Here is a 13,825-nt window from a genome sequence, read left to right on the forward strand (position 1 = left end):
TGGCGGTCTGCGCAAGAAGAGCCCCTATACGTTCTGGGCCATGATGATCGGCACGCTGGCCATCACTGGTGTGGGTATCCCGCTGACCGGGTGGATCGGCTTTGCCGGGTTCGCGTCCAAGGATGCCGTGATCGAAAGCGCCTATGCCGCCGGTCCGATGGGTTATGCGTTCTGGATGCTGGTCATCGCGGCGCTCTTCACCAGTTTCTACAGCTGGCGCCTGATGTTCCTCACGTTCTACGGCAAGCCACGCGGCGACAAGCACACGCATGAGCACGCGCATGAAAGCCCGATGATCATGCTGATCCCGCTGGGGGTGCTTGCTCTTGGGTCGGTCTTTGCCGGTGCGATCTGGTATTCGAGTTTCTTTGGCAAAGTGAACGAGGTCGTGAGCTTCTTCGGCGGTGCCTATGGCGAGCCGACGGCCGAGCTGGTCGAACAGGTGGCCGAGCGCAGCCCGAAAGCGTCGGAACTGCACTACATCATGGAAAGCGCGCCCGGTGAGGCCGCGATCTACATGGCACCCGAAAACACCGTTCTGCACGAAGCGCATTATGTGCCGACATGGGTGAAACTCAGCCCGTTTATCGCGATGCTGATTGGGCTTGGCACAGCCTGGATGTTCTACATCCGCGACCGGTCGCTGCCCAAACGGCTGGCCGAGAACCAGCGCCCGCTCTACGAGTTCCTGTTGAACAAGTGGTATTTCGACGAGATTTACAACTTCCTCTTCGTGCAACCGGCGCGCAGTCTGGGGCGGCTCTTGTGGAAACGCGGTGATGGCAATGTCATTGACGGGTCGATCAACGGACTTGCCATGGGCTTTATCCCGATGCTGACACGGCTCGCCGGGAAGGCGCAGTCCGGATACATCTTTACCTATGCCTTCTTCATGGTGATCGGCATTGCCGCGCTCATCACATGGATGACTCTGAGCGGAGGAGCGAACTGATGGATAATCTTCTTTCCATTGTCACGTTCCTGCCTGCTCTGGCGGCTTTGATCCTGCTGGTCTTCCTGCGGGGCGACGATGAGGCGGCCAACCGCAACGCCAAGTGGCTGTCGCTGATCGCGACCAGCGCGACGTTCCTGATTTCGCTGTTCATCCTGTTCCAGTTCGACCCATCCAACACCGGTTTCCAGATGGTGGAACAGGGCGAATGGCTTTTGGGGATGCAGTACAAGATGGGTGTCGACGGGATATCGGTTCTGTTCGTCATGCTCACGACGTTCATGATGCCGCTGGTGATTGCCGCGTCCTGGGATGTGTCGGTGCGCGTCAAGGAATACATGATTGCCTTCCTGATCCTTGAAACGCTCATGCTGGGCGTGTTCATGGCGCTGGACCTGGTGCTGTTCTACCTGTTCTTCGAGGCGGGCCTGATCCCGATGTTCCTGATCATCGGTATCTGGGGCGGCAAGAACCGCATTTATGCATCGTTCAAGTTCTTCCTCTACACCTTCCTTGGATCGGTTCTGATGCTGGTGGCGATGGTGGCGATGTTCTCGGATGCGGGGACGACGGATATCGAACAGCTGTTGGTCCATCAGTTCGGATCGGAAAGCTTCTCGGTGCTTGGCGTGCAGATCGTCGGCGGTTTGCAGACCCTCATGTTCATTGCGTTCTTTGCCTCTTTCGCCGTCAAGATGCCGATGTGGCCGGTCCATACCTGGTTGCCGGATGCGCACGTTCAGGCGCCCACGGCCGGGTCCGTGGTTCTGGCCGCGATCCTGCTCAAGATGGGGGGATACGGCTTCCTGCGGTTCAGCCTGCCGATGTTCCCGGTCGGGTCCGACGTGATGGCGCCGCTCGTGCTTTGGATGTCGGTCATCGCGATCGTCTACACCTCGCTGGTGGCGCTGGTGCAGGAAGACATGAAAAAGCTGATTGCGTATTCGTCAGTGGCCCATATGGGCTATGTGACCATGGGGATTTTCGCGGCCAACCAGCAGGGCATCGACGGCGCGATCTTCCAGATGATCAGCCACGGTTTCATCTCGGGCGCGCTGTTCCTGTGTGTCGGCGTGATTTACGATCGGATGCACACCCGCGACATCGACGCCTATGGCGGCCTGGTGAACCGGATGCCGGCCTATGCGCTGATCTTCATGCTGTTCACCATGGCCAATGTCGGCCTGCCGGGCACATCCGGTTTCATCGGCGAATTCCTGACGCTTGTGGGCATCTTCCAGGTGAACACATGGATCGCGGCGGTGGCCACATCGGGTGTGATCCTGTCGGCGGCCTATGCGCTGTGGCTCTATCGCCGGGTGGTCATGGGCGACCTCATCAAGGAAAGCCTGAAGACCATCAAGGACATGACCCGCCGAGAGCGCGCGATCTTTGCGCCGCTTGTGGTGGCGACGATCCTCTTTGGCGTCTACCCGGCCCCGATCCTCGATACGATCGGACCGTCGGTCGAAGCGCTGGTTTCCAATTATCAAGTCGCGGTTGCGGAGGCGGATCTCGCCACGCAGGTCGCGCATAACGAATAAGGGGGCGAGGCCATGCTCTCGGCTGATCTGGGTATCATCCTGCCGGAAATCGTGCTGTCGGTTTACGCAATGCTGGCGCTTCTGGGCGCGGTCTATACCGTCAAGGACGGCGCGGCATCGTTGCTGGTCTGGGCAACCTCGGGGCTCTTCCTTGCCATCGCGGTGTGGATCGGACTGAACGGCGCAGGCACCAACGTGGCCTTCAACGGCATGTTCATCGACGACGGCTTTGCGCGCTTTGCCAAGGTGGTGATCCTTGTGTCTGCCGCCGCGGTGCTGCTGATGTCCGAAGCCTACATGACGCGGCGCGGCTTGCTGCGGTTCGAATATCCGCTGCTGATTACGCTGGCGGTTGTCGGCATGATGATGATGGTGTCGGCAGGCGACCTGATGTCGCTTTACATGGGGCTCGAGCTGCAATCGCTGGCGCTCTATGTCGTGGCATCCCTGCGCCGGGACAGCCTGAAATCGACCGAAGCGGGGCTCAAGTATTTTGTGCTGGGCGCGCTGTCTTCGGGCCTGCTGCTCTACGGTGCATCGCTGGTCTACGGGTATTCGGGCACAACGCTGTTTTCCGGCATTATCCTGACGGCGACCGAGGGTGAGGTCTCCCTTGGCCTGTTGTTCGGCCTCGTGTTCCTGATCTCGGGTCTGGCGTTCAAGGTCTCTGCCGTTCCGTTCCACATGTGGACACCGGATGTCTACGAAGGCTCACCCACGCCGGTGACGGCGTTTTTTGCCACAGCACCCAAGGTGGCCGCGATGGCGCTTTTCGCGCGTGTTCTGCATGACGCCTTTGGTGGAGCGGTAAGTGATTGGAGCCAGGTGATCGCGCTTCTGTCTGTCCTGTCGATGTTCCTTGGTGCTATTGCCGCAATTGGTCAGACCGACATCAAGCGTCTGATGGCGTTCTCGTCCATCGCCCATATGGGCTACGCGCTGATGGGGCTGGCGGCGGGCACGGCGTTTGGCGTGCAGGCGATGCTGATCTACATGGCGATCTATGTCACGATGAACGTGGGCACCTTCGCGTTCATCCTGTCGATGAGCCGCGACGGTCAGCCGGTGTCGAATATCGCGTCGCTGAACATGTATTCCAAGCGAGAACCCGGCAAGGCGCTGGCGATGCTGGTGCTCTTGTTCTCGCTGGCTGGTGTGCCGCCTCTGGTCGGATTCTTCGGCAAGCTGTATGTTCTGCGCGCGGCTTATGATGCCGGATTGGCGTGGTTGGCAATTGCCGGTGTGGTCGCGTCGGTGATCGGTGCGTTCTACTACCTGCGGATCGTCTTCTACATGTATTTCGGAGAAGAGCGGGACGACGCGCTGGATACCGGCAAATCTCCGATCCTGTGGGGCATGTTGATGGCAAGCGCCGTGATCATGGTGGTTGGTGTCGTGAACCTTTTCGGGATCGAAGGGGCGGCGGCAGCGGCGGCGGCGACCCTTGTCAACTAAGCGAGTCCCATCGTTGGACCATCGTGGCGCGCCTTTGGCGCGTCGCTTTGTTTATTGCGCCCCGCTGCGCGGGACGCGGTGCCTCCGGCGGGAGTTTATTTGGCAAGATGAAGGTGCAGGTGACCGTGTCTGACTGGCCCCCGGGATACGCGCGACAGGTGCTGGGCGAGGTGGACAGCACCATGCTCGAGGCCGCGCGTCAGGCGCCGGGTCTGAGCGGTCCGACCTGGATTTGCGCGCTGCATCAGACGGCGGCGCGGGGACGGCGGGGGCGCGTCTGGGCCAACCCCGCGGGCAATTTTGCGGCGACGCTGGTGATGCCAACGCCGGATGCCCCCGACAAACGCGCCCTGCGCAGTTTCGTGGCGGCGCTGGCGCTGTTCGATGCGCTTGTTGCGGTGTCGGGACGCGTGGATGGGCTGGCTCTCAAATGGCCGAATGATGTCTTGCTCACCGGCGGCAAGGTGGCTGGTATCCTGCTGGAAAGTCTTGGGAATCATCTGGCCATCGGGATTGGTGTGAACCTTGTGGCTGCTCCCGGACTGTCAGAGGTCGAAGCGCACGCGGTGCCGCCGGTGTCGGTGTTGTCGGTGCTGGGGGTCGAGGTCGGGCAGGAGGTGTTCCTTGACATGATGGCGACCGCGTTTGCCCGCCACGAGGCGCAGTTCACGACCTATGGGTTTGCCCCGATCCGAGAGGCCTGGCTGGCGCGCGCTGCCCGCTTGGGCGAGGTGGTCACTGCACGGATGGGCGCGCGCGAGGTCACTGGCACGTTCGAGACAGTGGACGCGGAGGGCCGGATCGTCCTAAACACCGCGACAACCCGTCAAGCCATCGCAGCTGCGGATATTTTCTTTTGAGGAGCCTTCGGGATGCTTCTGTGTATTGATTGCGGCAACACCAACACCGTGTTTTCCATCTGGGACGGGGAGCGGTTTCTGTGCACCCTGCGCACCTCGACCCATCACGGGCGGACGGCGGATGCCTATTTCACCTGGTTCTCGACGCTGATCAAGCATTACGGGATCGACGCGGATATTTCCGATGTGATCATCTCGTCCACGGTGCCACGGGTGGTGTGGAACCTGCGGGTGTTCACGGACCGGTTTTTTGGCGTGCGCCCCATCGTGGTGGGCAAGCCTGACTGCCTCTTGCCGCACCCGCCCCGCGTCGATGCAGGCACCGGGGTGGGGCCGGACCGTCTCGCCAACGCCGCAGCGGCCTTTGATCGGCATGGCGGAGACGTGGTGGTCGTCGATTTCGGGACCGCGACGAATTTTGATGTGGTGGCCGAAGACGGGGCCTATGTGGGGGGTGTGATTTCGCCGGGTGTGAACCTGTCGCTGGAAGCACTGCACCAGGGCGCGGCGGCCTTGCCGCATGTGGATATTTCCCAGCCCGAAAGGATCATCGGCACCAATACGGTCGCCTGCATCCAGTCCGGCATTTTCTGGGGCTATATCGGTCTGATCCAGGGGATCACCACGCGCATCAAGGAAGAATATGGCCGACCCATGAAGGTGATCGGTACCGGCGGGCTTGCCCCCTTGTTTGCACAGGGTGAACTGCTATTTGACACAATCGAAGATGATCTGACCATGCATGGTCTGACGGTCATCCACGCCTATAACACGGAAAACGGATAAATCATGAGCGGTGAACGGATCATCTACCTGCCCCTTGGCGGGGCCGGCGAAATTGGCATGAATGCCTATGTCTATGGCTATGGCAAACCGGGCGAAGAGCGCCTGATCCTGGTGGATCTGGGGGTGACCTTTCCGGACATGGACAGTACGCCGGGGGTTGATCTGATCCTGCCGGACATCACCTGGCTCAAGGAGCGGCGCAACCGGCTTGAGGCGATCTTTATCACCCACGCCCATGAAGACCATGTCGGCGCGGTTGGACATTTCTGGGAAGAGCTGGGCGCGCCGGTCTATGCGCGGGCGTTCACGGCGCATATCGCACGGCTCAAGATGGACGATCACGGCGTGTCACCTGAAACGGTGAAGACCGTGTCGCCCTGGCCCGAGACGGTTGAGGCAGGACCGTTCAAGGTCGGGTTTGTTCCGATTTCGCACTCGATCCCCGAAAGCTCCGGGTTGGTGATCGACACGCCGCAGGGGCGGCTGGTGCATTCCGGCGATTTCAAGATCGACGAGACCCCGATCGTGGGAGAGGCGTTTGATCGTGCGCTTTGGGAAGAGGTCGGCAAGCCCGGTGTGAAGGCGCTGATCTGCGATTCCACCAACGTGTTCTCACTGCATGAAGGCCGCTCGGAGGCGACCGTGGGACCCGAGATCGAAACCCTTGTGCGCGACGCGACGGGCATGGTTGTCGCCACCACGTTTGCCTCCAACGTCGCGCGGGTGAAGACGCTGGCTGAGGCGGCGGAACGGGCCGGGAGATCAATTTGCCTGATGGGTCGGGCCATGCGACGGATGATCGAGGCGTCGATCAAGACAGGTGTTCTGGCGGATTTCCCCACGGTGATCAGCCCCGAAGAGGCGACGCAGATCCCGCGCGAAAACCTGATGCTGATCGTGACAGGAAGTCAGGGCGAACGGCGCGCGGCCTCGGCGCAACTGGCGCGTGGCAAGTACCAGGGTGTCACGCTTGCGGACGGAGACACGTTCCTGTTCTCGTCCAAGACCATTCCGGGCAACGAACGCGGTGTGATCCGCATCATGAATGCGTATTCCGAGCAGGGTGTCGATGTGATCGATGACAGTTCCGGCAAGTACCATGTGTCGGGCCATGCCAACCGTCCGGATCTCGAGACGATGCACGCCGTGGTCAATCCGCAGTTTGTCATTCCGATGCATGGCGAACATCGCCACCTGCGCGCGCACGCCAAGGTTGCCGACGTGGGGGGGCGCAAAGGGGTGCTTGCCGTAAACGGGATGATGATGGACCTGTCCGGCAATGAACCAACCGTGGCCGAATATGTCGAGACGGGTCGGACCTATCTGGATGGATCGGTCAAGATCGGCGCGATGGACGGCGTGGTGCGCGACCGTATCCGCATGGCGCTGAACGGGCATGTGGTTGTCACCGTCATTCTGGACGAAGATGACGAGATGCTGGGCGAGCCGTGGTGCGAGGTCATGGGCCTGCCCGAAATGGGCCGCAACAACGCGCCGCTTGTAGATGCGCTGGAGGAAGACCTGTCGCAGTTCATTGGCCGGGCCGGTGCCAAGACAATCACCGATGACGACAAGCTGGAGGAAGGTCTGCGCCGCATCGCGCGGCAAACCACGCAGAACGAGATTGGCAAAAAGCCGGAAGTGACGGTTGTCATCAGCAGGCTGGCATAGTGCGCGCGGTTGTCTTTGACCTTGACGGAACGCTGATCGACAGCCTGCCGGATATCGCCGCCGCGGCCAACGCGCTGTTGGCCGATCACGCAATGCCACCGTTGCCACAGCAGCAGATTGGCAGTTTTGTCGGAATGGGGGAGCGGGTGTTCCTTGACCGGTTGATTGCCGCAACCGCGTTGGATGGCACGGCTTATGATGCCCTGCTTGAAGAGTTTGTGGCGATCTACAAGCAGAGCACGGGGCGCACCACCGTGTTTCCCGGTGTTGTCGCTGCGCTTGAGGCGTTGCGGGCCGATGGAATCAAATTGGGGATCTGCACCAACAAACCGTCCGGACCGCTTGGCGCGGTGTTGTCGGCGGTGGATCTTGCACGATGGTTTGACGTGATCGTGGCGGGCGACACCTTGCCTGTGCGCAAGCCCGACCCCGCGCCGTTGCGCCTTGCGTTCGAGCGGATGGGCGCGACCGAGGGTGTTTATGTCGGGGACAGTGACGTGGACGCGGAAACGGCGCAGCGTGCGACTGTGCCGTTTGCGTTGTTCACCGAAGGCATCCGCACGAAACCCATCGACGAAATCCCGCATGATCGCGCGTTCACTGATTTTGCCCTGTTGCCGGGCCTTTGTCTGGATGTGATGCGTTCGATCCAGGTGGGCGATGATGCGTCGACGCATCGCGTTTTTTCGTAAACGGAAACAGGTGCGCCATACACTTTCGGGATGATCCGGTTGAGGATCATCCCTGAAACCAGTCAGCCAGCGCGGCGTTCGTCAAAGCTCTTGGCGATAAAGGACGGCATGTGGTCGCCCATTCCCACAACATTGTTGTCACGCCCGCCCCGATCGTTGCGGCGATTGCGGTTGTTGTTGTTGCGCGACGTGTCCTGCTGTGGCGCCTTTTCGTCTTGTGCAGCCTCTTGAGGAGCGTCTGGCATCTTTGCCGGTGCCGGTGCCGGTGCCGGTGCTTCGGGCGCCGCCTCTGCGGCCACCACATCCGACTTGGGCTCGGGGGCTTTGTCTGTGGGTTTTGTGCGCCCTCTGCCGCCGCGTGACCGGCGCGGTTTGGAGTTCTTGTCAGGCTCGGACGACGCATCCTGTGCAGAATCGCTGGCTGCGGGCGCAGATTCGCCCAGCGGGTTGTCGACGCGCGGAATGTCTTTTTGCAAAAGACGTTCGATGGCGTCGAAGTTCTTTTCGTCTTTCGGGCTGCAGATCATCAGCGCCTTGCCATCGCGTCCGGCGCGTCCGGTCCGGCCAATCCGGTGGACGTAGTCTTCGGCATGGCTTGGCACATCGAAGTTGAAGACGTGGCTGACCGCAGGCACGTCAAGACCGCGCGCGGCAACGTCCGAGGCGATGAGAAAACGCAGGCTGCCTTCGCGGAAGCCGTCAAGTGTCTTGGTACGCTGTGACTGGTCCAGATCGCCATGGATCGGTGCGGCGTCATAGCCGTATTTCTTGAGCGACTTTGCCACGATATCCACATCCGTCTTGCGGTTGCAGAACACGATGGCGTTGGAGCATTTGTCGCCCTCGTTGTCGATCAGCTTGCGCAGAAGCTCGCGCTTTTCGGTGCCTTCGCGATCGCGCCGCGACGCCTTGAACATGACCACGCCCTGTTCGATCGTTTCGGAGGCCGAGGCTTGCCGCGCCACTTCGATCCGCGCCGGGCCGGACAGGAAGGTGTTGGTGATCCGTTCGATCTCTGGTGCCATTGTGGCCGAGAAGAACAGCGTCTGACGGGTAAAGGGCGTCAGGCTGAAGATGCGTTCAATGTCCGGGATGAACCCCATGTCGAGCATGCGGTCGGCTTCGTCCACCACCATGACCTGAACACCGGTCAGCAGAAGCTTGCCGCGTTCGAAATGGTCAAGAAGACGACCCGGTGTTGCGATCAGAACGTCCACACCCTTGTCGATAAGCAGGTCCTGTTCCTTGAAGCTTACCCCGCCGATCAGCAGCGCTTTCGTCAGTTTGACGTATTTCGCGTAAATGTCGAAGTTTTCCGCCACCTGCGCCGCAAGTTCGCGGGTCGGGCAAAGCACAAGGCTGCGTGGCATCCGCGCGCGGGCACGGCCACGGGCCAGAAGCGTGATCATGGGCAGCGTGAAGCTTGCCGTTTTGCCGGTGCCGGTCTGGGCGATCCCCAGAACATCGCGCCCTTCGAGGGCGGGGGGGATGGCACCTTCCTGAATCGGGGTGGGCGTGTCGTAACCCGCCTCTTCGACAGCTTTCAGGACTTTCGGGTTGAGATTCAACTCAGAGAATTTTGTCATGTGTATCCGTTGTTCACGGACTGACTGCGCCCGTGCATCTGTTGCGATCCGGCCCGTATGGCCCTGTGTTTGTCCACAGTCACGATCTGCCCGCGTATGTACTCTTGGAATGGGGCGGGGTCAATGAGCCTGCGCACCGGTGTACAAATGGGCCTCTGGCGCGGCGTGATTGGTGGCGATGCCGCAACAATACCTTTGTGATGCAATGATTGTTGCGCCTATGTCATCAGTTGAGCGTCACACCGAAAACGCGCTGGATCGCGGCGTCGGGATCAAAGCGGGGCTTCAAGAGCAGGTCGTGCCGTTTGAGGTTCTTGCGCAACGCGGCACTGTCGAGGCACACCTCGTCAAAGAACAGGCGCAACCCGTCTTCGCCTTCCTCTTCGCGCAGATAGCGTAGCAGGTGGCCAATGGATTTCAGCGCGCCGTCCGATTTGATGCGGTAGGATCCCTTGGTTTGACGAAATTCAAGCTTGGCCGCAAAGCTGTCCCAATCCGGGGCGTGTAGATGCCCGACAAATGCTTCGGGTAGTGCGGCGGTGTTCAGCACGTCCTCTCCCTTGAGACGCAAGCGGTGGATGGCAAGCCGCAAGTCGCCAAGACCTGTGCGGGCGAACACCTTGCCGGCAAGATGGCTGAGGAACCCGCCACGGACATAGCTGCCGAAGGTCGGATAAATCTCATTGATTGCGCTTGCCGGGACGCCGTCGGCGGTAGTGCGCAGTTTGAAGCGCTTTGGCATCTCTCCGGGATCGGGCATCGCCAGTGCCTCGGCCGGGAAAAGGCGCACTCCGGCCATGTCGTCGGGGACCGATTTCAGCGCGGTTGACAGCTTTTTGTCGCACAGGATGAATTCGTCGGTGTCGATATGGCCAAGCCAGTCAACCGTGCCGGTGGCTGCGCGCAGGGCGCGGGTGGCGTTGTAGGTTTGTCGCAGCTGATGTGCGTCCGGGCGGGCCTTTCCGGTGTCTTTCCAATAGGCGCTGTCACACACCGTCACATCCACCTGCGGGTGATCCCGCAGCAGGTCACTGACCTCCGGATCCGGCGCATCAAGGTACAGGTAAACCCGTGTTGCGCCGATATCGAGATGATGCGCGACAAAGCGGGCAACCTCGAGCAACGGAGCGTTCGTGGTAAACACAACCCCCCAGCGCGGTGTCCGGGTGGGGACTTTCGGAACCGTCACGGTTACGCCGGTTTGCGTATCGTCATCGTTGGTCTGATCCTTTTGTCGCTGTCTGCGCGCGCGCAGGCGATGCAGGCGGCGGAACACGGTGCCGGGATCGTCGATCAACCGTTGAAGCATGTCATGGGCAAGCGGGCGGATCACCGGGTCCGTATCGGCTTCTTCATACAGGCGACCGATCATGTTCACGTCGAGCCCGCCATCCAGAAGGGAATAGGCGTTCATTTCAAGCGGGAGCGGTCCGGTCGCGCGACCGTCAAGCGTGAAGGGGCGGTCCGACTCCCGGCCCGAAAACAGCCGCTCACTTTCATAAAGTTTTATTGCGCCAAAAAGTGTCGAAAGACCAAGACCCGCGCTGCGCTGTGCCGTTGTCTTGCCGTGGTCTCCAAAGGTGGTCAGGCTCGATACCTTCCAGCGCAGGTCCATGTCACGGATCAGCAGATCGGCCTGTTCGCTCCAGAGGCGCTGGAACAGATCGGCGGTGTGTGCCGGTTGACTGTGCTTGCGCAGATGGGCGATGAGCAGGGCGTTGAGGTGAAGTAGGGCGTTTTGCCCTTTCAGTTCCTTGGCGATTTCCCAGGTCTTGCGCGCATTTTCGGACCGTGTTCTGGTGCTGTCGGCGGGCAGCTTGACCCTGGTCTTCGCCAAGGCGGCCAAATCGCAGTCAAGCGGCGGCAGTGCTTCGCCTTGGGCAAAGCCAAGTGGCGCGCGGCGTGTGTTCATCTGGTCCAGAATACCGGCCAGCCCGTTTGGATATGCCGGGTTTGGCGGCGTTGTTTTCCTGCTCATGGTCGCAGAGTGCCGTGTCGCTTGGGTTGGATCAATGAAAAAGGCATTTCGAAATGCCTTGGTCAAGCCCGTTCGAACGGGCTTGTGTCACACCATCATCTCCTTGGTCGCAGACAAGGTCACATCGGGATAATCGCGCCCGATGCGGTCAATGTCCCATTGCAGGCGGGTCAGATACACCACATCGCCGTCATTATCCTCGGCCATGTGCTGTTTGTTGGCATTGACCAGCTTGTCGACCGCCGCCTTGTCCCCATGCACCCAGCGGGCAGAGGTGAATTGCGACGCCTCGAACCGGACGGGCAGGCCGTATTCAAGTTCGATCCGGCTGCCCAGCACCTCGAATTGCAGGGCACCGACCACTCCGACGATAAAGCCCGAGCCGATCATCGGCTTGAACACCTTGGCCGCGCCTTCTTCGGCAAATTGCATCAGCGCCTTTTCAAGGTGTTTGGACTTGAGCGGATCACCGGCGCGCACGGTCTGAAGCAGTTCCGGCGCGAAGGACGGGATACCCGTCACCCTGAGCGCTTCGCCTTCGGTCAAGGTATCACCGATGCGCAACTGGCCGTGGTTCGGGATGCCGATGATGTCGCCCGCCCAGGCCTCTTCCGCCAGTTCGCGGTCAGAGGCCAGGAACAACACCGGGTTGCTGATCGACATCGACTTCTTGGAGCGCACATGGGTGAGTTTCATGCCACGATGAAAATGCCCCGAGGCAAGCCGGACAAACGCCACGCGGTCGCGGTGTTTTGGATCCATGTTCGCCTGAACTTTGAAGACAAAGCCGGACACCTTGGTTTCTTCGGGAAGAATTTCCCGCGGCGTTGCCTTTTGCGGCTGCGGTTCCGGGCCGTAGGTGCTGATCCCGTCCATCAGTTCCTTGACGCCGAACGAATTGATGGCAGAGCCGAACCAGATCGGCGTCATGTGCCCTTCCAGCACCGCCTTCGGATTGAGCGTCGGCAAAAGCTCGCGCGCCATCTCGACCTCTTCGCGCAGCTGTGTCAGCAGGGCGGCGGGGACGTGTTCGGCCAGTTTCGGATCGTCCAGACCATTGATTTCAATGCTTTCCGCAACCTTGTTGCGGTCGGCGCGGTCCATCAACTCCAGCCGGTCGCGGATCAGGTCATAACATCCCAGGAAATCGCGGCCGACCCCGATGGGCCAGCTTGCAGGGGTCACGTCGATGGCAAGGTTTTCTTGGATCTCGTCAATGATATCAAAGGTATCACGGCTTTCGCGGTCCATCTTGTTGCAAAAGGTCAGGATCGGCAAATCGCGCAGGCGGCACACCTCGAAAAGCTTTTGCGTCTGGCTTTCCACACCTTTTGCGCCGTCGATCACCATCACGGCGGCATCCACCGCTGTCAGCGTGCGATAGGTGTCTTCGGAAAAGTCAGAGTGACCCGGCGTGTCGACAAGATTGAAGCGAAACGTCTTGAAATCAAACGACATGGCCGAGGCCGAAACCGAGATGCCCCGGTCCTGTTCCATCTTCATGAAATCGGATCGCGTGCGCCGCGCCTCGCCCTTGGCGCGCACCTGTCCGGCCATCTGGATGGCACCGCCGTAAAGCAGGAATTTTTCGGTCAGGGTCGTCTTGCCTGCATCCGGATGCGAGATGATGGCAAAGGTGCGCCGCCGGGCAATTTCGGCGGGCAAGTCAGGGCGATTTGAAACGATGTCCAGCATGGCGCGCGTATAGGCGGCGCTTGGCGGCTTGTCCATAAGCCGGGTGGGGCTGTGGTGTGGTGATCAGCCGATCAGACGCAGGGTCGAGATCGGCTCTCTTGCGTAAGACTTTGGCGCATGGGACGGTTGGGGTGTGGGCACGACGGCAGGCACAAATTCTTCATCGCGCATCTGGATGTCGATCAGCACATATTCGACGCCCACCTGGAATTCCGTTTCCGACACAAAGTGCAACAGCCCGTCACAGATTGTGGCAAAGACATCGGTGCGCCGTCCGCTGGTCGTCATGAAGATCAGGTGCGCGAGATTGGTCAGCTTCCTGGTTGGCAAATTCGCAGCAAGATCGAGCGTGAAGCCCGACGTGTCGGTATCCGAAACCGAAACCGCAACCCACTTGGCGTCCCGTTTGGATCGGTAGATATCGCCCAGCATCAGATCCTGAAAGTGTTGGATCGGCTCACCACGGCACACGCCGAATTCCGCGCGAACGCCGTCGGCCGAACAGGCCTTGAAGGTCGCGATATGTGGGCTTTGGGCGGTCGTCATGCTGGGTTACTCAATCCGTGGCAGGTACTGGACAAAAATACACAGTTCGTGATGCCTTTA

The 13,825-nt window shown here is 60.4% G+C and carries 11 protein-coding genes; 7 read left to right on the forward strand and 4 right to left on the reverse strand.

The annotated features are described in order from the left end of the window. The 7 genes from ACTIEN_RS17090 to gph form a co-directional block, all read left to right on the forward strand. Positions 1–952 (forward strand): proton-conducting transporter transmembrane domain-containing protein (locus tag ACTIEN_RS17090; RefSeq protein ID WP_439524359.1); only part of this gene is annotated, 952 nt, incomplete at its 5' end. Then, entirely contained in the window at positions 952–2,496 is a 1,545-nt protein-coding gene (locus ACTIEN_RS17095; protein ID WP_439524360.1) for an NADH-quinone oxidoreductase subunit M, read from the forward strand. The genes ACTIEN_RS17090 and ACTIEN_RS17095, both read left to right, overlap by 1 nt. 12 nt (positions 2,497–2,508) lie before the next feature. Continuing rightward, a complete protein-coding gene (nuoN, locus tag ACTIEN_RS17100; protein WP_439524361.1) occupies positions 2,509–3,951 on the forward strand; it encodes an NADH-quinone oxidoreductase subunit NuoN in 1,443 nt (480 codons plus the stop codon). Positions 3,952–4,076: 125 nt separating this feature from the next. Continuing rightward, positions 4,077–4,811: a biotin--[acetyl-CoA-carboxylase] ligase gene (locus ACTIEN_RS17105; RefSeq protein ID WP_439524362.1), complete on the forward strand. Its 735-nt coding sequence runs from the start codon at positions 4,077–4,079 to the stop codon at positions 4,809–4,811. 12 nt (positions 4,812–4,823) lie between these two features. After that, positions 4,824–5,597 (forward strand): type III pantothenate kinase, encoded by a 774-nt coding sequence (locus tag ACTIEN_RS17110; RefSeq protein WP_439524363.1) that lies wholly within the window; start codon positions 4,824–4,826, stop codon positions 5,595–5,597. 3 nt (positions 5,598–5,600) lie between these two features. Beyond that, the gene (locus ACTIEN_RS17115) at positions 5,601–7,268 is read left to right on the forward strand and encodes a ribonuclease J (protein WP_439524364.1); all 1,668 of its coding nucleotides are present in this window, start codon (positions 5,601–5,603) and stop codon (positions 7,266–7,268) included. Next, entirely contained in the window at positions 7,268–7,960 is a 693-nt protein-coding gene (gph, locus tag ACTIEN_RS17120; RefSeq protein ID WP_439524365.1) for a phosphoglycolate phosphatase, read from the forward strand. The genes ACTIEN_RS17115 and gph overlap by 1 nt, the downstream gene beginning before the upstream one ends. A 62-nt stretch (positions 7,961–8,022) precedes the next feature. On the opposite strand, the gene ACTIEN_RS17125 is transcribed toward gph, so the two are convergent. The 4 genes from ACTIEN_RS17125 to ACTIEN_RS17140 all read right to left on the reverse strand — a co-directional run bounded on the left by ACTIEN_RS17125 (position 8,023) and on the right by ACTIEN_RS17140 (position 13,765). Further along, positions 8,023–9,546: a DEAD/DEAH box helicase gene (locus ACTIEN_RS17125; RefSeq protein ID WP_439524366.1), complete on the reverse strand. Its 1,524-nt coding sequence runs from the start codon at positions 9,544–9,546 to the stop codon at positions 8,023–8,025. Positions 9,547–9,772: 226 nt separating this feature from the next. Continuing rightward, the gene (locus ACTIEN_RS17130) at positions 9,773–11,524 is read right to left on the reverse strand and encodes a glycosyltransferase family 2 protein (protein ID WP_439524367.1); all 1,752 of its coding nucleotides are present in this window, start codon (positions 11,522–11,524) and stop codon (positions 9,773–9,775) included. Between the two features lie 87 nt (positions 11,525–11,611). Beyond that, complete coding sequence (locus ACTIEN_RS17135) at positions 11,612–13,219, reverse strand: peptide chain release factor 3 (RefSeq protein ID WP_439524404.1); 1,608 nt, start codon at positions 13,217–13,219, stop codon at positions 11,612–11,614. Positions 13,220–13,282: 63 nt separating this feature from the next. Next, positions 13,283–13,765, reverse strand: coding sequence for a hypothetical protein (locus ACTIEN_RS17140; RefSeq protein ID WP_439524368.1), 483 nt, complete (start codon positions 13,763–13,765; stop codon positions 13,283–13,285). Positions 13,766–13,825: the final 60 nt, after the last annotated feature.

Source organism: Marivita sp., from assembly GCF_051859345.1.
Lineage (GTDB): Bacteria > Pseudomonadota > Alphaproteobacteria > Rhodobacterales > Rhodobacteraceae > Marivita.